We start from the raw sequence: 24211 nt of genomic DNA on the forward strand, positions 1-24211 counted from the left end.
CAGCCTCCTATCGGCGGATCGCCAGACGCTGCTCGAGATAGCGCAGCAGCATGGCAATGAGGTAACAGGCCGCGACATACAACGCCGTGGTCACCAGCCAGGTTTCGATCACCCGGTAGCTTTCGACGTTGATCTTGCGCGCGTAATAGGTCAGCTCCGGCACCGCAATCGCGGCCGCCAGCGAGGTGTCCTTGAACAGCGATATGAAGTTGTTCGACAGCGCCGGCAACACATTGCGCAGCATCACCGGAACGGTGACATAAGCTTTGACCTGCCACTCGCCGAGGCCGATGGCCAGTCCCGCTTCGCGCTGGCCCTTGGGAATGCTCAGCAAACCGCCACGGAACACTTCGGTCAGGTACGCCCCGGCATACAACGACAGGGTGATGATGAACGATGGAATCTTGTCCATCCGAATGCCGAGGCTCGGCAAGGCAAAGTAGATCAACAGAATCAACACCAGAATCGGCGTGTTACGCACCACTGTGACGTACACCGAAGCCAGCCCCCGCAAGGCGCGATGCCTGGAAAGCAAGGCAAACGCCATCAGCAGGCCGATCACGCAGCCGATGGCGATCGACACCAGCGCCAGCTCAAGACCCAGACCGAGCCCCGCCAGCAAGGTGTCGAAATCGCGCCACACGGCGGCAAAGTTCAACTGATAGTTCATGGTCAGCAGTACCTTGAGCGGGGCGACGGGAATCGCCCCACTCTCACGGGATCATTTGAATTCGACTGGGAAACCGATCGCTGGCGACGGCAGATCTACACCGAACCATTGTTTGAACGAGGCGGCGTAGGTCGGGAATTCAACGCCGGTCATCGCTTCATGCAATGCGGTGTTGACGAAGTTCAGCCAGTCCTGATCGCCGCGTTTCACCGCACACGCGTAGGTTTGCGGGCTCCACGCATAGCTTGGGCTACGGTAGCGGCCAGGGTTCTGCACCATCAGGTATTTGACCGAAGACTGGTCGGTGGCGGCGGCGTCGGCGCGACCGGAGTTAACGGCCTGATACATCAGATCGACGCTGTCGTACTGATCGACCTTGGCCTTCGGCAAGGCCTGATGCACCAGTTCTTCGGCGTAGACGTTTTGCAGCACGGCCACGGTAACGCTGTCGCCGGCGGCTTGCAGGTCTTCGATTTCCTTGTACTTGCTGTTGTTCGGCAACAGCAGGCCAACGCCTTCGCGGTAGTACGGCAGCGTGAACGCCACTTGCTGCGCGCGGCTGGCGGTAACGGTGATGAACTGGCAGCTCATGTCGACTTTGTCGGTGAGCAGATTGGGAATCCGCGCATCGGACGACTGCACCACGAACTCGACTTTGCTCGGGTCGTTGAACAGACCCTTGGCGACGATTCTGGCGATGTCGATATCAAAACCCTGCAACTTGCCGTCCGCGCCCTGAAAGTGCCACGGCGCATTGGTGCTGCCGGTACCCACGATCAACTTGCCACGGGCCAGAACACTGTCGAGCTTGCTGTCGGCTGCCTGGGCCATACCCATGACAGCGGACGAAGCCGCAAGAACAAAAACACACGCTTTGAACAACGAAGGACGGCGATGCATGGCAAGCACTCCAGGATGGTGTTTATTCCGCTATACCGGAACACGGTTTGTTACTACGGAATAGACAGCAGAAAGTGTGCCACAGGAATCGTTGTAAATCGTGTGAGTTTTGAAAATTCATTGAATTCATTGAGTTAAGAGAGATGAACGCAGCCTCCTTCCGCGCTCGGCTTTTTCGGCTGCGCTACGGAACGCTACCTTTCTGGGAAGGAATGCCACATCGGAGTGCGCCGCTTGATGTTTGCCCTCCGGCATCACAGCTACCGTTCATCGGATTTAGCGCTCCACCTGTCAGATCTGACAGTTGCCGACTCGGGATGCAAGTCGCCTAATCGCTCAGTGCGCCCATTTGGCGCAGCGCCAACTCACTCTGCTATCAGAAAGGAACTTTGAAATGGATAACTTGATCAAGAACGGCGACTTTTCCCAAGAAGGCAATGAATGGACAGCGTCCAATCCCGACAATGTGGTTTATGAGGAGGGCTACTGCCTGATCGGTTCGTGGGACTCCATCAGTCAGGACGTCATCATCGGTAATGGCGGGACGTTCAAGCTGAGCGCGAAGTTGAAAACCGAGGGTGGTTTCGGTAGTAAAGTTTCGGTGGAGACGGTTCCCAGTGGGGAGAAGTTTGATCTTCTTCACGCCAGCGGTGGGCAAGATTGGTTCCAGGATGAGAAAAACTTCACGGTACAAGCAAGCACTCTCAAACTTATCGTCACGTTGCAGGCGGCCGATGGGCTGAGCGGCGGGAAAGGTTGTTACTTCGACGACCTGGAGCTATCGCGCGAATCCTGAGTGAAGACTTGATACCTGAAAGCGGATTGCTATCCATTAGTGATCCGCTTCCATTTCCATATATGAACACGAGAAGGTTTTCCATGGACGCGATGGCCGACTGCTCCAAGTTACCCTCCACTTACCGCAAAGCGCTGAAAACCTGGCGCCCGGTAATCCTGTATTTCGCCAACGAACACTGCCCCGCCTGCGAATGGGCCGGGCCGATTTTTCGCCAGACTGCTGAGCCGTACCGGCATCGCGCCAATATCTACATGCTCAATACCAGAGAATGCCCGCGCCATCCGCAGGTCTCCGGGACGCCCACCGTGCTGTTCTTCCAGAACGGCAAACTGGTGAAAAAACTCAAAGGCATCGGCACCGAAGAAACCCTCGCACGAGATTTCGCCGAGCATATAGGCAAGACCAAAGCGCCCGTTGCCGTCCGCAAACAAACGCATGATCTGCCTTGGCTGCGTCATACGCTTCGCACTTTGCGCACCGTTGCACGTGCGCGCCTGCGGAGTCAGTGCTGAATGTGTTGAAGGTTCCGAAGCACGTATTTCAGCGCTTGGCAGCCTCTGTATATATTTGGCCTCGCGCTCGCTTGCCAACGGCTATCACCGTGACAACCAATACTTCATCCTTGACGCGATACACCATGCGATACCCGGCGCTTCGCAGCTTAATTTTGTATGCATTACCAAGGCCTTTGAGTCGATCCCCCGGTACATGTGGATTAAGCAGCCGCTCCGCTAGTTTTTTCTTGAACTGATCTCGTAGACCTGCGCCCAGCTTCTCCCATTCTTTCCAGGCCTTTTCAGAAAACTCAAGCTCATAGGTCATCTATCGAGACCTTGATGGTGGGGTCGTTTTCTCGCTCCTTGCAAAGCGCGATCAACTCCAGATCATCAAGACGCGTCATCATTGCCTCGTACTCTTTGGCAGGTACGCAATAAAACGCTGGTTCATTTCGGTTGAGAATCGCTACAGAGCGTCCACCTCCAGCAGCCACGGTGCCCATCGGATTTTTTTTCAATTCGGAAATACTCGCTACTACGTGGGAAAGAACGATGTGTGCCATTAAGGTGCTTCCTGAAGTACTTTTAGTAGCACCTAAAATAGCACCCCTGAAGTTCTTAACTTCGATCCATTTGACGATACCACGTGATTTCCAGCGACGTTTCTGCGTTGTCCGTCAGACGTTTCTCGCACTTGGGTGGGAACAGGAAGGATCGCTACACTTTTCATCAGTGAATAGTGCGGTGCCTGAACCCAAGCATTCACGAGCAGCTATCTCCCGCATTTGAAACGCGTTCCAATGTGGGAGCGAGCTTGCTCGCGAAGAGGCCGGCCCAGTTAGTAGAGAACTCAAGTATTACGCGGCAGCGCGCACCAGCAACACCCGCGTCACCCGCCGCTCTTCCACCGCTTTGACCGTCATCTGCCAGCCTTCAAGCTCCAGACGGTCACCGATCACCGGCAATCGATCCAGCAGGCTCATCACCAACCCGGCCATGGTCTGATAATCCTCGGTCGGCTGCGCACCAAACCCGGTGCGTTGGCGCACACGCGCCAGGTTCAACGCGCCGCTGACGATAAACCCGCCCTGCTCCTCAACCACGTCCGGGCCTTCGATTTCGCTGGCATCGGGCAACTCACCGGCAATCGATTCGAGGATGTCGGTCATGGTCAACACGCCGACGAAGTCACCGAATTCGTTGACCACAAAAGCAATGTGAGTCGAGGCTGCGCGCATCTGCTCCAGCGCGTTGAGGATCGAATAACTGTCGAGCAGGTTGATGGTCTTGCGCGCCAGGTGCTCCAGATTCGGCTCGGTGCCGGCCAGGTATTCCTTGAGCAGTTCCTTCTTGTGCACGAAGCCCAAAGGCTCATCCACCGCACCGTTGCGAATCAACGGCAGACGCGAATAGGACGAGTGCATCAAGCGGGTACGAATCGCCTCGCGATCATCGGCCAGATCAATTGTGTCGACATCGGCGCGCACGGTCATCAGCCCGCGGATCGGGCGCTCGGCCAGTTGCAGCACGCCGCTGATCATCACCCGTTCGCGACGGTCGAATAGTTCGGCACTTGGCGCGTCACCGTCGTCGAGCAGATCGGAAATCTCCTCGCCAACCTCTTCCACCGCCAGCTTGCGCCCGCCCAGCAAGCGCAGGACCGCATGAGCCGTGCGCTCGCGCATCGGTCGCAGGCCTTGCATCGAGCGCTTGCGGCGGGCCCGGGCGATCTGGTTGAACACCTCGATCAGGATCGAGAAACCAATGGCGGCGTACAGATAGCCTTTCGGAATATGGAAGCCCAGACCTTCGGCGGTCAGGGCAAAACCGATCATCATCAGGAAGCCCAGACACAGCATGATTACCGTCGGGTGCGCGTTGACGAAGCGCGTCAGCGGCTTGCTGGCAACGATCATCAAGCCAATCGAGATGATCACCGCGATCATCATCACCGCCAGTTCATCGACCATGCCCACGGCGGTAATCACCGCATCCAGCGAGAACACCGCGTCGAGTACCACGATCTGCGCAACGATCGGCCAGAACATGGCATAAGCGGCGTTGGTCGTGCGTTCGCCGACGTGGCCTTCCAGGCGCTCGTGCAATTCCATGGTGGCTTTGAACAACAGGAACACACCACCGAACAGCATGATCAGGTCACGGCCGGAGAAGCTCTTGTCGAACACCTCGAACAACGGCTGCGTAAGGGTCACCAGCCAGGAAATACTCGCCAACAGGCCAAGGCGCATGATCAGCGCCAGCGACAGGCCAATGATCCGCGCGCGGTCACGCTGATGCGGTGGCAGTTTATCCGCCAGAATTGCGATGAACACCAGGTTGTCGATACCCAGCACCAGTTCCAGCACGATCAAAGTCAACAAGCCTAACCAGGCCGTGGGATCCGCTAACCATTCCATAAAACGTCTCTATCTCTCTCGGTTAATTCAGGCTGCCGGACACGGCAAAGCGCAACGCGAAGGCTCTGGAGCCGCGTTAACAACGATAGTCGGATGTCGGAAAACTGGATGCTGCGAGTGCGTCAAGACCGCGCCATGGCGCGAGGGGAAGGTGCGACTGGGAGGCTCCGAGAGGGTGTTCATGTAGATCCTGAATGAAAAATGGCCTTGGAGCGTACAGGCTTTGGGAACATTTCCTACAGCGGCAAATCATTTCAAAATCTGTAATCAGCACCGAATACCTCTGTAGGAGCTGCCGCAGGCTGCGATCTTTTGATCTTGTTTTTTACAATTAAAATCAAAAGATCGCAGCCTGCGGCAGCTCCTACAGTACGGTGTCAACGTCCGGCAAAACGCAAACGCGACAGCTGGCGCAAATCCCCTTCGATGTAGTAATCGTTGGTCCAACTGTCGCCTGCCGCCAATGGACTCACCTGTTTCAACGCCAGTTTCTTCGCGAAATAACGGAAGCGGTAATGCTCGTAGAACCGCAGCAATTCCAGACCATAGCGGTCGGCCAGATCGGTATCGCCGCGAATGATCAGGTAGTTTTCATCATTGCCGTTACTGGCCGAAGCGCTGAGGTTGTGGCTGCCGCTGATGATCGTCGGCGTGTCCGTGGTGAAGTCGGTAACCACCGCTTTGGTGTGCACCAGCAGATTGCCTTTCTGACCTTTCATGTTCTCGCGCAACCAGCCTTCCAGCCCAGTGTTGAGCAACGCGGTGGCGGCGAATTCGGCGCTGCGGTCGGCATGGAAACCGGTGATGCGGCTGGCAGTGTTTTGCAGGCCATAACGCAAAATGTCGTCGTGGGGCTGGCCGAGTAGCGCGTTGAGAATCGCATCCGGCAGCGAAAACGCCGTGACGAACAGCACGTCCTTCTTTGCCGCGCTGATGATGCTCTCGAACGCCTGCAGGTCAGCCCCGCCAGTACGCGGTGAAAACCCGACAAACAGCGGCTGCTGCGGGTTCATCGGGTTGTGTTCGGTGATCCAGTCGCGGGTGACACCGACATCATCCGGCTGTACCCAGATCTGCTCGAACGTTTGCAGATAACTGGCAGCAACCGATTCGTCGTCCAGCACATGCACCACGTTGGCCTGCCGATAAACTCCGTTGGCGGTGAAATTGGTGCTGCCACACAGAACCGCTTCAGGCTGCTGCTCCCCACTGGCGTCGGCGCGGCTGAGAACGATGAATTTGTTGTGAAAGATGTTGTGGGTCATTCGCCCGCGTTTGCTCGCAGGAGGCAGCGCCGCCAGGCTTGCTTCGTTGATCGTAGTGTCTTCGTCATCCGGCCGGGCGTGATACAGCACCCGCACCTGCACACCCCGCACGAACGCCGCGTTCACCGCATCGATGATCGCCTGTAACTGGTATTCGTAGATGGCAATGTCCAGCGCCCATTGGCCATCGACGGCGCGCTCGATAAAACCCAGCAAGCGCCCGAGCAAGCCGTTTTCCAGCCACTGGCGGGCCGCATCGGGCCAGGCTTCGATGGGCATGTTTTTGTTGGCGCTGATCTGTGCGTCGAGATCGGGAAACCTGCGCTGGAATGCCTGACTGGCGGCAACGGCGCGATTGAATATCACGCTCTGGTTGCTCGGGTGACCGTCATCGGAAGTGATCGTCAGCTCCAGCGATTCGCCCAACTGCACGGCATCGGCAGTGCCGTAGGCCAGGTGCACGCGATAGTGAAGGGTCATGCCCGGATTGACCGCGTAATCGGCCCAGCGAAATTTCTGCAGCGGCGCGATATAGCTCGGTGTGGCGTGGAACTGGGGAAAGGTGTGCGCCTTGCCAGGGAATGTCAGGCTGTTGAACAGGAACAACCAGGGTTTGGCGCCCTGCTGCTTTTCGATGGCGAAACCCAGCAGGCCCTGGCGCCGTGGTTCGGCCAGATCCATGGCCAGCAGCACGCCGTTGGTGCCGGCGTAGGCTTTGACGCGGAAATCGTCCGCGGGATTTTTGACCAGTACGCGCATCGCTCACTCCTTGTGATTGGGCTGGGGGGCAGCATAGAGCAGGGATGCGGGTTTTGGTTGTTCGGCTCAAGACCGGGTCGATGCAATCGCGAGCAGGCTCACTCCTACAGGGGAACGCATTCCAAATGTAGGAGTGAGCCTGCTCGCGATGAGGCCCGACCAGACACAGAAGGTATCAGAGAGAATTCAGCTCATCGATATGTCGATACTCTGCACTCAACGCTGAAGCCAGATCCCGCGCCCGCCCCAACCGGATCGGTCCTCGCTCGATATCGATCAACAAGCCCGGGCATTCCAGCGCCGGCAATCCTGACCACTGTTTCAAACGCCCATCGGTCACCACCAGCAAACGTTGCTGTTCAGCGGGAAAGCGCTTGCGCCGCACTGCCAGCCATTGCTCCGCCTGCATCAGTGCCGCCATTAACGGCGTGCCGCCGCCAGCTCCCAAGGCTTCCAGCCAGACGCGCAAGCCGCTCGACGCCTTCAACCCTTGCACCTGCCATCGCGGCGCCGAACCACTGGCGGTCAGCAATGCCAGCCGCGCACGCTGGCGATAGGCATCATCGAACAGTTGCGCGAGCAGGCCTTTGGCATCGCTCAAGGCGTGATGACGCCGCGTCGAGCCTGAGGCATCGACGATGACCAGCCACAGTTCATGCGGCGAGCGTGTGCGCAGTTGGAACAGCAGATCTTCACGTACTCGAGGACGTCCGTTGAGCAGCGTGCCCGGCCAGTTCACTGTACCGCCACGAGCGGCATGACGCTTGCCTTGGCGTCCACTGTCCAGCCGTCCAGCGCGGGGTCTGGCATTCGCCCCCGCTTCGGATCGGGGGCGAATGCCTAAGGCTTTTTTGGCCAGCTCGGCACTTCACGACGGGCGCCTGTGGCAAGCCCGGGCGCCGGCAGGTCGCCCCACTGGCCCTGCCCTTCACTCGGCGAGGCTTGAGTTTCGGCCGGCGACTGCGCCGGTTGTTGCGGACTCGATGGTGGATGCTCACAGCGACGATGGCGCAGGGCAAACTCGGCCACGGCGTCGATGTCTTCTTCGCTAATCTCCTCAGCTCCGCGCCATGCCGCGTGGGCCCGAGCGGCGCGCAACCAGACCAGGTCGGCACGCAGACCATCGACCCCGGCGGCGAAACAACGTTCGGTGATCTGCGCCAGTGCGGCGTCGTCCAGCGCAATATTGGCCAAGGCTTCGCGGGCGTTTTCGCAACGTTCGCGCAACGCTTGTTGCTGTGTTTCCCACTGTGCGCAGAACGCTTGCGGATCGCTGTCGAAATCCAGACGTCTACGGATGATCTGACCGCGTTCGGTCGGTGCGGTGTGGCCACTGAGGGCGACATTCAAGCCGAAGCGGTCGAGCAGTTGCGGGCGTAATTCGCCCTCTTCCGGGTTCATGGTGCCGATCAGCACGAACTTCGCCGAATGCCGATGGGAGATACCGTCACGCTCGATCAGGTTGGTACCGCTGGCGGCAACGTCGAGCAGCAGATCCACCAGGTGATCAGGCAGCAGATTGACTTCATCGACGTAGAGCACACCGCCGTCAGCCTTGGCCAGCACGCCCGGTGAGAATTGCGCGCGGCCCTCGCTGAGCGCGGCGTCGAGGTCGAGGGTGCCGACCAGACGTTCTTCGGTGGCGCCCAGCGGCAAGGTGACGAACTGGCCACTGGCGAGCAGATCGGCCAGGCCACGGGCCAGAGTCGATTTGGCCATGCCACGCGGCCCTTCGATCAGCACGCCGCCGATTTTCGGGTCGATGGCGGTGAGGCACAGGGCGAGTTTCAGGTCATCGGCACCGACCACGGCGGAGAGCGGGAAATGCGGGGTGTCGGTCATTTGGGTTTTCTCTGTCGTGGTCGTGGGTGTACTTGGTGTGGTGGTGTGTCAGTCGGGGTAGCCCTCACCCTAGCCCTCTCCCGGAGGGAGAGGGAACTGACCGAGGTGTTCTGGCGAGTTACGCCGACTTGGCATATCGAGTTGAACTTAAGTTTTGAACGCCCCATAGATCGGCCCCCTCTCCCTCCGGGAGAGGGCTGGGGTGAGGGTAGCTTTTGAGCGGCTACATATCTTCCTCAATATCCAGCAGCAGATTCTCCAGCGCCTCTTTATAAGCCCCCGGCTCCTGCCACATCCCCCGCTGCTGCGCTTCCAGCATCCGCTCGGTCATATCCCGCAGCGCGTGCGGATTATGCTCACGAACAAACTCCCGAGTCGCCGGATCCAGCAGATAAGCATCGGCCAGCAAAGCGTACTGGTGGTCATCGATCAACTGCGTGGTGGCATCGAACGCAAACAGGTTATCAACCGTCGCCGCCATTTCGAACGCGCCTTTATAGCCGTGGCGCTTGACCCCGTCGATCCATTTCGGATTGGCCGCGCGCGAGCGAATCACCCGGTTCAGTTCTTCTTTCAAAGTGCGAATCTTCGGCAGATCCGGTTGGCTGTGATCGCCGTGATAACTCGCCGCCGCTTCACCGCGCAGGGTTTCCACGGCGGCGAGCATGCCGCCCTGGAACTGGTAGTAATCGTTGGAATCGAGCAGGTCGTGCTCGCGATTGTCCTGATTCTGCAGCACCGCTTGCACCTGGCTCAGGCGTTGGACGAACTGTTCGCGCGCGGAAGTGCCCTCATCGGAGCCGCCATAGGCGTAGGCGCCCCAGTTCAGATAGACCTCGGCAAGGTCTTCGCGGCTCTGCCACAAACGCCCATCGATAGCGCCCTGCACGCCTGCGCCATAGGCACCGGGTTTGGCACCGAAAATGCGCCAACCGGCCTGACGCCGTGCGGTGTCTTCATCGACGCCCGACTGCAGCAGTGCCCCGCGCTCGGCTCGTACTTTGGCCGCCAATGGGTTGAGGTCGTCCGGTTCATCCAGTGCCGCTACTGCCTGCACCGCCGCATCGAACAGGCGAATCAGATTGGCGAAGGCATCACGGAAAAATCCGGAAACGCGCAACGTGACATCAACACGTGGGCGGTCGAGCAGGCTCAGCGGCAGGATCTCGAAATCATCGACGCGCTGACTGCCGGTGGCCCATACCGGACGGACGCCCATCAACGCCATCGCCTGAGCGATATCGTCGCCGCCGGTGCGCATGGTCGCGGTGCCCCACACGGAGAGGCCGAGTTGGCGCAGGTGATCGCCGTGGTCTTGCAGGTGTCGTTCAAGAATCAACGTCGCTGACTGGAAACCGATGCGCCATGCGGTGGTGGTCGGCAGGTTGCGCACGTCGACCGAGTAGAAATTACGGCCGGTCGGTAACACGTCGAGGCGACCACGGCTGGGCGCGCCACTCGGGCCGGCGGGGACGAAACGGCCGCTGAGGGCGTCGAGCAGGCCGCGCATTTCGGCGGGGCCGCAAGCGTCCAGGCGTGGGGCGACGACTTCGCGCAGATGGTCGATGATTGCACTGACCTCGGCCCAACGCGGTCCTTGTAGGAGTGAGCCTGCTCGCGATGGCGGTGTGTCAGGCAAATCTGTATCGAATGACACTCCGCTATCGCGAGCAGGCTCACTCCTACAGGGGATTTGTAGTGTTTGGGAGATTAGGTTCGAAGCAAACAGTTCCAGGCGTTCGCGGGTGTCGCCGGCAGTGCGCCAGACTTCGTCGCTTTGCGCTTGCAGCTCTGTCGGGCGTGGGCCTGTCCATGGGTCGGCCAACGCGCAGTCGAGCGGATCGAAACCGAGTTCGAATGCTTTGGCCAGTGCGCGCAGCAGACTCGACTGCGCGCCCTTCCCGTCTCCGCGTGGAATGCGCAGCAACGCCAGCAACGTATCAATGCGCAATCGCCCGCTCGGTGACTCGCCAAAAATGTGCAAGCCATCGCGAATCTGCGATTCCTTCAAATCACACAAATACGTATCGAGGCGCGGCAGCCAGATCGCCGCATCAGCGTCGCTGTCCAGCCCGGCATCGAGTTGCAGTTCGCGGTCGATCTGCGTCTCGTGCACCAGTTGCAGAATGTCGCGCTGCAACTCGCGGGCGCGGCGCGGATCCAGCAGTTGCGCTTCGTAATACTCGTCGGCCAACAGTTCCAGATTGCGCAGCGGGCCGTAGGTTTCGGCGCGGGTCAGCGGCGGCATCAGGTGGTCGATGATCACCGCTTGTGTGCGCCGCTTGGCCTGCGCGCCCTCGCCCGGGTCATTGACGATAAACGGATAGATGTTCGGCAGCGGCCCGAGCAGTGCATCCGGCCAGCAGTTTTCCGAAAGGCCAACGCCTTTGCCCGGCAGCCATTCAAGGTTGCCGTGTTTGCCGACGTGGATCACGCCGTGGGCGCCGTAGGTGTTGCGCAACCAGAAATAGAACGCCAGATAAGCGTGCGGCGGAACCAGATCCGGATCGTGATAGACCGCGCTTGGATCAACCTGATAGCCGCGCGCCGGCTGGATGCCGACGAAGGTCAGGCCGAAACGCAGACCGGCAATCATCATGCGCCCGTCGCGACACATCGGATCGTTTTGCGGCGCTCCCCAGCGCTCAATCACGGCGACGCGATTGGCTTCGGGCAGCGCATTGAACATCGCTGAATAATCGTCCATCGCCAGGCTTTGTTGGCACGGACGCAGGTCAATCGTGTCGAGATCGTTGCTGACGCCACCGAGCAATTGCTGGATCAACTCGGTGCCGCTATTCGGCAGTTCGGCCGCAATGGGATAACCCTCAGCCTGCAACGCGCGAAGGATATTCAGCGCCGCCGCCGGCGTGTCGAGACCGACGCCATTACCAATGCGGCCATCGCGGGTCGGGTAGTTGGCGAGAATCAGCGCGATGCGTTTTTCGCCATTTGGCACCCGCGCCAGATCAATCCAGCGCCGCGCCAGTTCGGCGACAAAATCCATGCGCTCAGGCTGCGCGCGATAGCAGACCACATCGGACTGACTGCGCTCACTGCGCCAGGCCAGATCCTTGAAGCTGATCGGCCGGCTGATGATGCGCCCGTCGAGTTCCGGCAAGGCAATGTGCATCGCCAGATCGCGGGGGCCGAGACCTTGCTCGCTGTCGCGCCAGCCAGGCTCGTTGTCCTGTGCGCAGATCGCCTGGATCACCGGAATATTGCGGCGAAACGGCCGCAAGTGCGGCGCTTCAGGGCTGGATTGGGCGAAACCGGTGGTGTTGAGAATCACCCCCGCCTCGACTTCGTCCAGCCAATCCTCGACCACCGCCAGGCAGCCGGGTTCTTTCAGACTGGCCACGGCGATCGGCAACGGGTTAAGCCCCGCCGCCTGCAAGCGCTGGCAGAACACATCGATAAACGCGGTGTTCGCCGCTTGCAAATGCGAGCGGTAAAACAGCACCGCCGCGACCGGTTGCTCAGGCAGCCATTCGGCTTGCCAGTCACTCAGTGCGGCGGTGTTTTTTTGTGGATGGTAAATCGCCGTGCGCGGCAGGGTTTGCGGCTCTTCCCAAACGTAATCACGGGCGAGCCAACGGTTGGCCAGGCAGCGGAAGAAATCCAGCGCATTGCCCAGGCCGCCCTGACGCAAGAACTGCCAGAGCCGGTCGCGATCCTTGGCGTTGACGGTGCTCAAGTCGCTGAGCTCCGGATCGGGACGGTCATCGCCCGGTACCAGAATCACCTGCACACCACGCTCGGACAACTCGATCAGACGCTCGACACCGTAACGCCAATAGGCGATGCCGCCGTGCAGCGAAATCAGGATCACCTTGGCGTGGCGCAGCACTTCATCGACGTACAGATCGACCGAAGCGTGATTCTGCACCTGCATCGGATTGGCCAGACGCAGGCTCGGATAATCCTCGGGCAACTGCTGCGCAGCTTCGGCGAGTAGCGCCAGACTGGAGTCGCCGCTGCACAGGATCACCAGCTCGGCGGGGGTCTGTCCAAGGTCGGCAATGTTGTCATCCGAGACGAAACCGCCGGGCTGGGTCCTGAGCAGGTGCATGGCTTAAACGCTGAGCGCAGCGCGCAGTTGCGCTTCGAGTTGGGCGGCGTCGAGTTTCTGTCCGATCAACACCAGACGCGTGACGCGCGCTTCGTCGGCGCCCCACTGACGGTCGAAATGCTTGTCGAAACGCGTACCCACGCCTTGGATCAGCAGGCGCATTGGCTTGTTTGGAATGGCGGCAAAACCTTTGACACGGAGGATGCCGTGCTTGACCACCAGTTGCGTCAGGGCGTCGAGCAGCAGGCTTTCGTCGGATTGCGGCAGTTCGATGGAGATCGAATCGAAGGCGTCGTGATCGTGGCCATCGTGGTCGTCATCGCCTTCACCGTGGTGATGATCATGGTGGCTGTGGCGGCTGTCGATGTGTTCTTCGGAACCGGCGCCGAGGCCGATCAACACGTCCAGCGGCAGGCGACCGTTACTGGCTTCGATGATTTTCACCGCTGGCGGCAACTCTTCGGCGACTTCAGCGCGGACGCGAGCGAGATCTTCCGGGCTGGTCTGGTCGGCCTTGTTGAGGATGACGAGGTCGGCGCTGGCCAGTTGGTCGGCGAACAGTTCGTGCAGCGGCGATTCGTGATCGAGGTTCGGGTCGAGTTTACGCTGGGCGTCGACCTGATCCGGGAACGCGGCAAAGGTGCCAGCGGCCACGGCCGGGCTGTCGACCACAGTAATTACCGCGTCAACGGTGCAGGCACTGCGGATCTCCGGCCACTGAAAGGCTTGCACCAGCGGTTTCGGCAGGGCCAGGCCCGAGGTTTCGATAAGGATGTGGTCGAGATCGCCGCGACGCGCGACCAGTTCGCGCATCACCGGGAAGAATTCTTCCTGAACGGTGCAGCACAGGCAGCCGTTGGCCAGTTCGTAAACGCGGCCAGTGGCTTCTTCTTCGGTGCAACCGATGGTGCATTGTTTGAGGATTTCACCGTCGATGCCCAACTCGCCGAACTCGTTGACGATCACCGCGATGCGACGGCCCTGCGCGTTGTCGAGCATGTGCCGCAGCAGTGTGGTCTTGCCCGAGCCGAGGAAGCCGGTGACGATGGTGACGGGGAGTTTGGCCAGTGTTTTCATCGGTATGCCCTTTGGCAAGCGGCGGGCATACGGGACGAGAACCAGCAACGCGCGTGCGCGCCGGAAGCATTCGCCACCGGATCACCCCGCCCGGTTGTAGTGAGAATCTGTGACGAGGCAGGTCTCCTGGCTGACGGTGTTCAGGTATGAGCCTGGCGTTGGCTGCGCCTTCCCGCGGGCTCATGGGTTGAGCTGGCAGTGGCGTGGCAGCGAACTTCACCGTTCACAGTTGCGGGGGCAGCCGCGGCATTGACCGCGTTCCCTTCTTAGCTTCGGCAACGGCCGAAGAACCTCGAAAGCGCAAGGCTACGCATGGTGTGGTTTTGGGTCAATGCTTTGGGGGTTTTGGATTGGGGGCATATCCGTTGCTGCGGATGCTGCTTCTGGCGGTTTCGCTCTTACAGCGAGTCACCTTTTCCAAACGCCGAAAAGGTAACCCAAAAGGCTTTGCCCCGGCGTACGGCACTTCGCTGAGGCTCAGTGTTCCCTCGCTACGGTGTCCATCCGGGGGCATCGCCTACGGTTTGCTTCGCTGCACCTACTCTCGATGAATGCGGCTGCGCCGCACGGCGCTGTGCGCCTACCCCCGGATGAACACCTTCGCTCGGCCTGCCGAAGGGGCAAAAAAGCCAGATCAAAAGCCAGATCAAGAGCCCCTCACCCTAGCCCTCTCCCAGAGGGAGAGGGGACTGACCGGGGCGTTTGGAAGAGGTACGCCGACCTGCGATACCGCGTTGAACTCAGGCTTTGAAAAGCACACAAATCAGCCGCTCTCCCTCCACTCCCGGAGGGACAGGGGACTGACCGGGGTGTTTGGAAGAAGTACGCCGACCTGCGATACCGCGTTGAACTCAGGCTTTGAAAAGCACACAAATCAGCCGCTCTCCCTCCACTCCCGGAGGGACAGGGGACTGGCCGAGGTGTTTGGGGGAGCTATGCCGACGTGCGATACCGCGTTGAACTCAGGCTCAAAAAAGCAAAAAAATCGGCCCCCTCACCATGAGGAAAAGGAGACTGATCGAGGTGTTTCGTAGAGGTACGCCGACGTGCGATATCGCGTTGAACTCAGATTCTGAAAAGCCCAAAAATCGGCTCCCTCTCCCTCGGGAGAGGGCTGGGGTGAGGGGCGAATCCACCACAAACACAAAGCCGACCACGCCCCGCTCTTCACCACTCAATAGGCCGAGTGTCAGCTCGCCTGCTCTTGATCTTGATCCACAGGCGACGTCGGAAGGCTGAGTGGAGGGATTGATCCGGGCGTGGGAGCGCAGCGACCGTTTGGCGCAGCCAAATGCATCGAGAGGAGGTGCAGCGAAGCAAACCGTAGGCGCTGCGCCCGGATCGATCCCGCAGCGAAGGAACCCCGAGCCCCAGCGAGCAGGCCGCACGTAGGAGCAAGCCTTTTTGGTTACTTTTTCGGCGTCTGGAAAAAGTGACCCGCCGTAAGGGCCATCCCTTTCAAGGTCTTCGGTAAAATCCCCTGAAATTTCATTCAGGGATCCCCAAACGATGTGGGCCGATGTTCTAGCGCGTTTCGAGAAAAAAGCACCTGCCAGTGTCATGGCTAAATTGGCTCTGGAGCAGGCTATTGCCCCTGAGTGGGTCGATCAGGTTTTCGAAGAGCATCGGCAACGGCAGTATTCTCGTGAGCTGCTGTTCTCGACCATCATCAAGCTGATGTCCCTTGTTTCATTGGGCCTGAAGCCATCCCTGCACGCCGCCGCGCGGCAACTGGAAGATCTTCCTGTCAGTTTGGCGGCTCTCTACGACAAGATCAGTCGTACCGAGCCGGCGCTGTTGCGCGCCCTGGTTACGGGCTGCGCTCAACGCCTGACTCCAACCATAAAAGAGCTGGGTTGCACGACGATGCTGCCGGGTTGGCAGGTTCGGGTAGTGGACGGTAATCACTTGGCATCCACTGAGAAACGTCTGGGAGCTTTACGTCACGAGCGCGGCGCCGCTCGTCCCGGTTTTTCGGTGGTGGCCTACGACCCCGACCTCGATCAGGTCATCGACCTTCAGGCGTGTGAGGATGCCTACGCAAGCGAGCGTGTTTGCGTGCTGCCGCTGTTGGCTGATGCCGAGCCGGGCCAAGTGTGGTTGGCTGATCGACTCTATTGCACGCTCCCGGTCATGGAAGCTTGTGAGCAGGCCCAGACCTCCTTTGTCATTCGCCAGCAAGCCAAGCATCCACGCTTGATTCAAGAAGGTGAGTGGCAAGAGCCGGTGCCTGTGGAAACAGGCACTGTGCGTGAGCAGATCATCCAGGTCAGAGGCGGTTACCAATGTCGGCGTGTCGAACTGACGCTTCATTCGCCAACGGACTCGGGAGACAGCAGCTTGATGTTCTGGAGCAACCTACCCCAAAGCGTCAGTGCACAGCAGATCGCAGAGCTCTATCGCCGCCGCTGGAGCATTGAAGGTATGTTCCAGCGACTGGAAGCGATTCTGGAAAGTGAAATCGAAACCCTTGGCAGCCCAAAGGCTGCCTTGCTCGGGTTCGCCACTGCGGTATTGGCCTACAACGTCCTGGCCGTCCTCAAACGAAGTGTCGAGCAAGCTCACCGGGAGACTCAGCCTGAAGGATGGGAAGCCTCCATCTATCACTTGGCGGTTCAGGTCAGGAGTGGTTATGAGGGAATGCAGATTGCGCTGCCCTCGGAATATCTTCCCGTTGTCCCTCTGGAGCAACTGGCCCAACGCTTGTTGGAGCTGGCCAGAAACATCCAGCCCAAACAAGTTGCGAAAAGCCCCCGCGGCCCCAAGGTGCCTAAACCCAAGACATGGGTTCAAGGTACAGCGGTCCATGCTCATGTCTCAACGGACAGAGTTATCAAGGCTGCCAAAACGAAAAGACCTTGAAAGGGATGGCCGTAAGGGCGGAACCGTAATCAGCAACACCCGCAGCAACGGATAAGCCCCCCACAAAATTGACTAAAATCCCCAACCCATGCTCTCCTACACAACTTGTTACGGGTGCCCTTCACAGGGTGAAACGGGAAACCGGTGAATCATGTGCTTTACTCAAGCCCATGTCAGTCCGGTGCTGCCCCCGCAACGGTAAGCGAGCGAAGCGTCAAAACCACTGTGTCAGCAAGACATGGGAAGGTGACGCTTGCAGGTCGGCCTGACGCCAACCCCTCGTGAGCCCGGAGACCGGCCCGCAACACACAGCCCGCACCTCGTGCGTCGCTGAACATAACAAACCCGCGGTGGGCGGGCGCTGTTCGAACCTCTGCGAGCCCGACCCGCAGGGGTTTTCATGCGCTCGATTCACCCACTGACATTCCAGAGGGAAGCGCCATGTCGATCATCAGCAGCACCGGCAGCAACACGGACAAAATTTCCAGCACCGCCACCCTGAGCCAACGCCTGACCGCCGCGATCTTCGCGTCGATCCTTGGTGCCAGCCTGGTCTACTTCGCCGGTTTCTCGCACATCGAAGCGGTGCACAACGCCGCCCACGATACCCGCCACAGCGCCGCGTTCCCGTGCCACTGAGACCTGTCGACATGATCAAGCGTATTGCGCAAACCGCAGGTTTCACCGGTCTGCTGGCCGCCCTGCTCCTCACCCTGCTGCAAAGCTTTTGGGTCTCGCCGCTGATTCTGCAGGCGGAAACCTTCGAGAAGTCCGAGCCGGTGGCGGTTCACGAACACGCCGCTGGCGTGGCTGCGCACACCCACGACGCCGAAGCCTGGGAGCCGGAAGACGGCTGGCAGCGCGTGGTCTCGACCACAGGCGGCAATCTGGTGGTTGCGGTGGGTTTCGCCCTGATGCTCGCGGGCCTCTACACCCTGCGCGCACCGACCAAAACCTCGCAAGGCTTGCTCTGGGGCCTGGCTGGTTACGCGACATTCGTACTGGCACCGACGATGGGCCTGCCACCCGAATTGCCGGGCACTGCCGCTGCTGATCTGGCTTCACGCCAGATGTGGTGGATCGGCACCGCCGCTTCGACCGCTGTCGGCCTGTCGCTGATTGCATTCAGCCGCCACTGGCTGATGAAAATCCTCGGCGTGGCCATCCTCGCCGTGCCGCACGTGATCGGCGCACCGCAGCCGGAAGTGCATTCGATGCTCGCGCCGGAGGCATTGGAAGCCCAGTTCAAAATCGCTTCGCAGTTGACCAACGTGGCGTTCTGGCTGGCCCTGGGCCTGATCAGCGCCTGGTTGTTCCGCCGCAAAAGCGATGGTCAATACCACGCATGACCGATGACAGCACAGCGCCGACCTTTGTAGTCGGCCTGGGCTGCCAGCGCGGCTGCCCGGCCAGCACGCTGCGCGCACTACTCGATCAGGCGTTGCAGGCACATCGCATCGACCTTGAAGCGGTCAAGGCCTTGGCCAGCATCGACTTGAAGCGCGATGAACCGGGTCTGCAAGAACTTGCTGCACAACTGGCCCTGCCCTTGCTGTACTTCAGCAGCGAGGAATTGGCCAGTTATCAGCAACGACTCAGCCACCATTCGCAGATCGCCTACGAACGCACCGGTTGCTACGGCGTGGCGGAAAGTGCAGCGTTAGCACTCGCCGAACAGTTGATCCAGGCACCGGCAAAACTGCTGATTTCCCGGCAAAAATACGCTCAGGCCACGTTGGCATTGGCCGGCGCAGCGTAAAATCCCGATAATCCCTGCCATCGATCATGAGCAATCTTCATCTGAAGCCATTGCTGCGCCTCTTTTTCACAGGATTCTACGATGACCGTCTACTTCATCGGCGCCGGCCCCGGCGACCCGGAACTGATCACCGTCAAAGGCCAGCGGCTGATCCGCAGTTGCCCGGTGATTATCTATGCAGGCTCGCTGGTGCCGGCGGCGGTGCTCGACGGCCATCAAGCCGAGACGGTGGTCAACAGCGCTGAACTGCATCTGGAGCAGATCATCGACCTGATCAAGACCGCGCATGCCAAGGGCCAGGATGTGGCGCGGGTGCACTCCGGCGACCCGAGTCTGTACGGTGCGATTGGTGAGCAGATTCGTTACCTGCGTGAGCTGAATATTCCGTTCGAGATCATTCCCGGGGTGACGGCGACGGCAGCCTGTGCGGCGTTGCTAGGTGCGGAACTGACCCTGCCGGACGTCTCGCAAAGCGTGATTCTGACCCGTTACGCCGACAAGACCGCCATGCCGGCAGGCGAAGAACTCGGCAGTCTGGCGCAGCATGGCGCGACCATGGCGATTCATCTGGGCGTCAACCATCTGCAGAAGATTCTGGCGGAACTGCTGCCGCATTACGGCGCGGACTGCCCGATTGCGGTGATTCACCGGGCGACGTGGCCGGATCAGGATTGGGTGGTGGGGACGCTGGCGAATATCGCTGGGAAGGTCGAGGCCAAAGGGTTTCGGCGTACGGCGTTGATTCTGGTTGGGCGCGTTTTGGGCAGTGAGGTGTTTAGCGAGTCATCGCTGTATCGCGCCGGGCATGCTCATCTCTATCGCCCATAAAGGCCCCTTCGCGAGCAGGCTCGCTCCCACATTTGATCGCATTCCAAAGGTGGGAGCGAGCCTGCTCGCGAAGGCGTCGGTACATTTCATCCATAAAAAACTCACCCATAAAAAAACGGCGCTCACGGGGCGCCGTTTTTCATGTCCGCAGCGAACACCTTAGTAGTAGGCGTTTTCTTTCTGCGTGTGGTCGGTCACGTCGCGAACGCCCTTCAGCTCCGGGATGCGCTCGAGCAAGGTACGCTCGATGCCTTCCTTCAAGGTTACGTCCGCTTGGCCGCAGCCCTGGCAACCACCACCGAACTGCAGCACGGCGATGCCGTCTTCAACCACATCGATCAGGCTGACCTGACCGCCGTGGCTGGCCAGCCCCGGGTTGATTTCGGTTTGCAGGTAATAGTTGATGCGCTCGTTGACCGGGCTGTCGGCGTTGACCATCGGTACTTTGGCGTTTGGCGCCTTGATGGTCAGTTGGCCGCCCATGCGGTCGGTGGCGTAGTCGACGACGGCGTCATCGAGAAACGCTTCGCTGAAGTGATCGATATACGCGGTGAAGCTTTTCAGCCCCAGCGCGGTGTCTTCAGGTTTTTCTTCGCCCGGCTTGCAGTAGGCAATGCAGGTTTCGGCGTACTGGGTGCCAGGCTGGGTGATGAAGACGCGGATGCCGATGCCTGGGGTGTTCTGCTTGGAGAGCAGATCGGCCAGGTAATCGTGGGCGGCGTCGGTAATGGTAATAGCGGTCATGGAAACTCCTCGCAGGCTTGGGCGCAGTTTACGCCAATCGTTGCGCCGGACAAAGTCCTAGTATTTTTGTCGGGAAAGATTCTCGTCCGCCCCGTCGTCGATCCGCGCCTTGAGCCAGCGATAGCTGCGTTTTTCCACCCATTCGTAGCTCAGCCAGGAACCGACGCCGATGGCCAGCGCGCACACGACAAACATCAAATACGGATTGATACCGTAGCGCCGGGCCAGATATCCGCCTGCCGACAACACCAGAACGTGCATCAGATACACCGAATACGAGCAATCGCCGAGCAGTTTGAGGACACGACTGCGCTCGACATAACGCTCAAGGGAAATACACGCCATCACCAGCAGCGCACTCGGCACGCCCCAGTTGAGCAGCCTCGGCGCCGGTGCCAAATGATAAATCGCCAGCAACGCCGCGATGATGGCTGCCAGTGGCAGCCACAGTCCCGCGCCGATCCAGCCCCGGCGATAGAGCATGCCGATGCCGATCCCCAGCAGAAACTCATAGACGATGTCCGAACGGTAAAACTCGCTGATCCAGCCAAACCCGGTCCACGCCTGACACACGGCAAACAGCAGCGCCGCGACCACCAGCAGGCGCACCTGCAGACGGAACAGCAACGCCCAGGCAAACAACACGTAAAACAGGATTTCGTAATTCAGCGTCCAGCCGACATTCAGCGTCGGATAGAGGCCGTAGCCGCCGGGGTTCTCAGTCGGAATGAACAGCAACGACAGCAGCAAATGGCTCCAGTCCACAGACTGATCCGGCAGCAACGGCTGGGCGAACACCACCAGCAGCGCCATCAACAGCGTGTACAGCCAATACGCCGGGACAATGCGAAACAGCCGATACAACAGAAAACGCGCGGGTGGCAGCGGTTTGTTTTCGGTCGAGAGGAAAATCACCAGACCGCTGATGACGAAGAAGATATCGACGCCTACCGCGCCCTTGTCGATGAACAGCTGCCCGATTGGCCCGCGTGCTTTGAAGTCAAAGAAAATCTGCATGAAGTGGTGGCAGACCACCGTCCACGCGGCAAGCGCACGCAGGGCTTGCACTGAAATCAACATCGGCCGCTCCCGATCATAATTCCTGAAACCACCGCAGACCCCTTGTAGGAGTGAGCCTGCTCGCGATGGCGGCGGCACATTCAACATCTCCAGTGCCTGATTCTCCGCTATCGCGAGCAGGCTCACTCCTACAGGGGTTTTGCGGTGTCGCTTGAAGTTGGGACAGCATCCTCGCCTCAAACGATCAAAGATTCTCGTAGCGGTTCATGTCCAGCACGCCCTCTTCCACCGGATCGGTTTCGTGGATGTACTGACTCAAATCGTGGAAATAGAACCAGAATTGCGGATGACTGCGGCGGATCCCCCAGCGTTCGACGATTTTCTCGAAGCGGTTGGCATCCTTGGCGTTTTCCATTGCATCGACAAACGCCGGCACCTGATCGGCCGGGACATTAAAGATGAAGTTCGGATAGCTGCTGAGCACGCCCGGGTAAATGGTCAGCGTATCCAGCCCGGGCTGATAACGCCGTGACTCGCCGAGCAGGAACGCCACGTTACTGTGCGCGCGGTTGCGCAACAGGCTGTAGACCTCGCGTTTGCCGCTGGCGGTTTCAATGCGCAGCATCGTCGCTTCCGGGAGCTGATCAATCACCTTCAAACCGGCGGCCGGGCGCGAAGTCAGTCGGCTCAACGCCTGTTCGGCATTTTGCAGCGCCGGGTCGATATTCGGCCGCGAGCAATAAGCGCCGTCGCAACGGTTGATCGGATCGGGCCGCGCATTGAGATCGCCGTAACGCGCCAGCAATTGCATGGCGAAGTCGTATTTCGGGTCTTTCTCATCGAGCTTCAACGCGGTCGGCTTATCGTCGTCAATCGCCTCGTAATCGAGCCACATCTTGAACTGGCCACCGTTCTGGTACCAATCGTCGAGATAGTCTTCGCGCGAATCAGCGGGCATCAGGCGCAGGAAGTTCTGCTCGGCGCCGTTGCGTATCAGGTCGAAATACAGACGGGTTTGCGCCTGATGGGAGACGTTGCCGAACACATCGAAGTTGACCGCCAACTGGTAATAGGTGCGTTCCAGCAGCGGATAGTCAAACAGCCACATCGTCTGCGGCACCTCGCCAATCAGGCCTTTGGTCACCGAAGCGCTGTCGAAGTGGCGAAAAATGCTCAGCAAGGCGTTGTCGTTGCCGGCCCACAGGGTCGACCAGCTCGGCGCGGGGAGATCGGCGTAGCTGTCGCGGCGCAGAGCCTCATATTCATTGCGCTTGTCGCGGTAGTTGCGCCACAGGCTCAACACGCTGCCGACATCGTCGTTCTGCCCCGGCATGGCCAACAGCGGCGTGGCCTGGCCGCGATAGTTCGGGTCGGTGATATAGAGGTCGTGTTCCGGTGCCTGGAACAGTGCCCAGAAGTTGTCGCGGATCACGTCGGTCGCAATCTGTCCACGGCACACCGGGCCGCGAATAAACGTGCGGACGAAGTATTCGGCGTTGTCGAGCATGAACTGGTAACGCGCCTGCGCCGGAATCGCTTCGAACGTCGCGAAGGGATTGGCACGGCTCTGCGGGCCGTAACCGGGCAACGCATTGACCTGCCAGTTGCCGCTGTAAAACAGGCTTTTCACCCGCGCCATCTTCGCCGCGCTCAGCGGATAGGTGATGTGGGTTTTATGCACGATCACACCCTGCACCGGCCACAAACGGTAATACACCTGAGTGCCCGGATCGTCGTTGGGGCGGCGAGTGGCGATAAGGTCGATCGGCTGCCCGCTCGGTGTGCGCGAACGCACCCACTGGAAGTAATGCCCCGGCTCGCCATCCTTGAAATAGATGTGCGCGAGGTACAAGTGCTCGTAAAGCCAGCGTCCGACCAGACTCTGCCGGGCGCTGGGGGTATTGAGCAGGTTTTCCCACTGGACGATTTGCAGCGCCTCTTTCGCGCTCGGCGCCAGGCCTTGCTCGTCAATCGGCGCACCCGAGGCCAGCCAGCGCTGCAGCGTCTGATATTGCTGATCGGTCAGCCCGGTCACCGCCAGCGGCATGCCTTCTTTCGGATGGGCACCGGCGTAGCCCTCAAACTCGGCGGGCAGCGAGCACATGTTCTCGCGGTTCAGGCCCAGCACAATCTCTTCCGGGAGTTTGGCGTTTGGCGTCAGCGGCGTCTTGTGCCCGAGTTCGAGCATGCGCGCCATCAGCGCCGCCTGACTGCCCTGCGCATCGAGCACCGAATAGAAGTCTTTCTGCTGCCAGGCACGTTTACCGAAGGCGTCGTAAAACAGCCGGGTGGTCGGTGCCGCTTGTGTGCGCTCGCCATCGTAAACCGGCATCTTGCTGGCGCCACGGGCCGCGCCCTCGCCGCTGCCCAGGTTGAGCTGACAGGCCGAGTCGTAGCACGCATGGCAGGCCACGCACTTCTCGGTGAAGATTGGCTGGATGTCGCGGACGTACGAAATCGACTGAGAAATCGCCGGCACAGTCGCTGGCTCTTGCGCCACGGCGCCCCAGCTGAGAAACAGCAACACAAAACCAATGACGCGGTAAGACATGCTGCTGATCCCGATTTAAAAAAACGCCGCGATTCTACAGTATGACGCTCGTACCAACATGAGCGATATTCATGCAAAAGCCCCGCATGCTCCAAAAGCGCACAGGTTTGCTATGATCCCGCTCCTTCGTAATGGTCTTTCCGAGTAGT

Annotated in this window: 20 protein-coding genes and 2 riboswitches; of the genes, 7 read left to right on the forward strand and 13 right to left on the reverse strand. The window is 59.7% G+C overall.

The genetic code is table 11. The annotated features are described in order from the left end of the window. Positions 1 to 7: 7 nt before the first annotated feature. A complete protein-coding gene (locus KBP52_RS04855) occupies positions 8 to 670 on the reverse strand; it encodes an amino acid ABC transporter permease (protein ID WP_212622222.1) in 663 nt (220 codons plus the stop codon). Positions 671 to 721: 51 nt separating this feature from the next. After that, the gene (locus tag KBP52_RS04860; RefSeq protein ID WP_007912334.1) at positions 722 to 1570 is read right to left on the reverse strand and encodes a transporter substrate-binding domain-containing protein; all 849 of its coding nucleotides are present in this window, start codon (positions 1568 to 1570) and stop codon (positions 722 to 724) included. A 394-nt stretch (positions 1571 to 1964) separates the two neighbouring features. Here KBP52_RS04860 and KBP52_RS04865 point away from each other — a divergent pair, with 394 nt between their 5' ends. Together KBP52_RS04865 and KBP52_RS04870 are read left to right on the forward strand one after the other, a co-directional pair. Continuing rightward, positions 1965 to 2366, forward strand: a complete 402-nt coding sequence (locus tag KBP52_RS04865; protein ID WP_212622223.1) for a hypothetical protein — start codon at positions 1965 to 1967, stop codon at positions 2364 to 2366. 83 nt (positions 2367 to 2449) lie between these two features. Further along, on the forward strand, positions 2450 to 2881 hold the full coding sequence (locus tag KBP52_RS04870; RefSeq protein ID WP_212622224.1) for a thioredoxin family protein: 432 nt from the start codon (positions 2450 to 2452) through the stop codon (positions 2879 to 2881). Positions 2882 to 2909: 28 nt separating this feature from the next. Here KBP52_RS04870 and KBP52_RS04875 read toward each other — a convergent pair whose 3' ends face one another. From KBP52_RS04875 to cobW, 8 genes are all read right to left on the reverse strand, one after another. Beyond that, positions 2910 to 3191, reverse strand: coding sequence for a type II toxin-antitoxin system RelE/ParE family toxin (locus tag KBP52_RS04875; RefSeq protein WP_212622225.1), 282 nt, complete (start codon positions 3189 to 3191; stop codon positions 2910 to 2912). Next, positions 3181 to 3429, reverse strand: coding sequence for a type II toxin-antitoxin system Phd/YefM family antitoxin (locus tag KBP52_RS04880; RefSeq protein ID WP_038368375.1), 249 nt, complete (start codon positions 3427 to 3429; stop codon positions 3181 to 3183). Before KBP52_RS04880 ends, KBP52_RS04875 begins: the two co-directional genes overlap by 11 nt. Positions 3430 to 3723: 294 nt before the next feature. After that, a complete protein-coding gene (locus tag KBP52_RS04885) occupies positions 3724 to 5283 on the reverse strand; it encodes a TerC family protein (protein ID WP_212622226.1) in 1560 nt (519 codons plus the stop codon). Between the two features lie 377 nt (positions 5284 to 5660). After that, entirely contained in the window at positions 5661 to 7307 is a 1647-nt protein-coding gene (locus tag KBP52_RS04890; protein ID WP_212622227.1) for a phospholipase D-like domain-containing protein, read from the reverse strand. A 175-nt stretch (positions 7308 to 7482) separates the two neighbouring features. Next, on the reverse strand, positions 7483 to 8145 hold the full coding sequence (locus tag KBP52_RS04895; RefSeq protein ID WP_249122279.1) for a VWA domain-containing protein: 663 nt from the start codon (positions 8143 to 8145) through the stop codon (positions 7483 to 7485). 2 nt (positions 8146 to 8147) lie between these two features. Further along, positions 8148 to 9149, reverse strand: a complete 1002-nt coding sequence (locus tag KBP52_RS04900) for an AAA family ATPase (RefSeq protein WP_212622228.1) — start codon at positions 9147 to 9149, stop codon at positions 8148 to 8150. Between the two features lie 223 nt (positions 9150 to 9372). Continuing rightward, positions 9373 to 13221 (reverse strand): cobaltochelatase subunit CobN, encoded by a 3849-nt coding sequence (cobN, locus tag KBP52_RS04905; protein ID WP_212622229.1) that lies wholly within the window; start codon positions 13219 to 13221, stop codon positions 9373 to 9375. Between the two features lie 3 nt (positions 13222 to 13224). Next, complete coding sequence (gene cobW, locus KBP52_RS04910) at positions 13225 to 14298, reverse strand: cobalamin biosynthesis protein CobW (RefSeq protein ID WP_249122259.1); 1074 nt, start codon at positions 14296 to 14298, stop codon at positions 13225 to 13227. Positions 14299 to 14396: 98 nt separating this feature from the next. Then, positions 14397 to 14608, reverse strand: a riboswitch (cobalamin riboswitch). Between the two features lie 1250 nt (positions 14609 to 15858). On the opposite strand from cobW, the gene KBP52_RS04915 reads away from it, so the two are divergent. From KBP52_RS04915 to cobM, 5 genes are all read left to right on the forward strand, one after another. Next, positions 15859 to 17160, forward strand: coding sequence for an IS4 family transposase (locus tag KBP52_RS04915; protein WP_077571455.1), 1302 nt, complete (start codon positions 15859 to 15861; stop codon positions 17158 to 17160). Positions 17161 to 17255: 95 nt separating this feature from the next. After that, positions 17256 to 17478: riboswitch (cobalamin riboswitch) on the forward strand. A gap of 123 nt (positions 17479 to 17601) precedes the next feature. Then, positions 17602 to 17799 carry a CbtB domain-containing protein gene (locus KBP52_RS04920; RefSeq protein WP_003225486.1) on the forward strand — a complete coding sequence of 66 codons (198 nt, stop codon included), beginning with the start codon at positions 17602 to 17604 and terminating at the stop codon, positions 17797 to 17799. A gap of 11 nt (positions 17800 to 17810) precedes the next feature. After that, positions 17811 to 18509: a CbtA family protein gene (locus KBP52_RS04925; RefSeq protein ID WP_212622231.1), complete on the forward strand. Its 699-nt coding sequence runs from the start codon at positions 17811 to 17813 to the stop codon at positions 18507 to 18509. Further along, on the forward strand, positions 18506 to 18919 hold the full coding sequence (locus KBP52_RS04930; RefSeq protein ID WP_141129629.1) for a cobalamin biosynthesis protein: 414 nt from the start codon (positions 18506 to 18508) through the stop codon (positions 18917 to 18919). The genes KBP52_RS04925 and KBP52_RS04930 overlap by 4 nt, the downstream gene beginning before the upstream one ends. 81 nt (positions 18920 to 19000) lie before the next feature. Further along, positions 19001 to 19747, forward strand: a complete 747-nt coding sequence (gene cobM / locus KBP52_RS04935; RefSeq protein ID WP_212622232.1) for a precorrin-4 C(11)-methyltransferase — start codon at positions 19001 to 19003, stop codon at positions 19745 to 19747. Between the two features lie 159 nt (positions 19748 to 19906). Here cobM and nfuA read toward each other — a convergent pair whose 3' ends face one another. From nfuA to KBP52_RS04950, 3 genes are all read right to left on the reverse strand, one after another. Continuing rightward, entirely contained in the window at positions 19907 to 20491 is a 585-nt protein-coding gene (gene nfuA / locus KBP52_RS04940) for a Fe-S biogenesis protein NfuA (RefSeq protein ID WP_007912592.1), read from the reverse strand. Between the two features lie 57 nt (positions 20492 to 20548). Beyond that, positions 20549 to 21571: an acyltransferase gene (locus tag KBP52_RS04945; RefSeq protein ID WP_212622233.1), complete on the reverse strand. Its 1023-nt coding sequence runs from the start codon at positions 21569 to 21571 to the stop codon at positions 20549 to 20551. 184 nt (positions 21572 to 21755) lie between these two features. After that, a complete protein-coding gene (locus tag KBP52_RS04950; RefSeq protein ID WP_212622234.1) occupies positions 21756 to 24062 on the reverse strand; it encodes a fatty acid cis/trans isomerase in 2307 nt (768 codons plus the stop codon). Between the last annotated feature and the right edge of the window lie 149 nt (positions 24063 to 24211).

The sequence above is a fragment of the Pseudomonas sp. SCA2728.1_7 genome (assembly GCF_018138145.1).
GTDB lineage: Bacteria > Pseudomonadota > Gammaproteobacteria > Pseudomonadales > Pseudomonadaceae > Aquipseudomonas > Aquipseudomonas koreensis_A.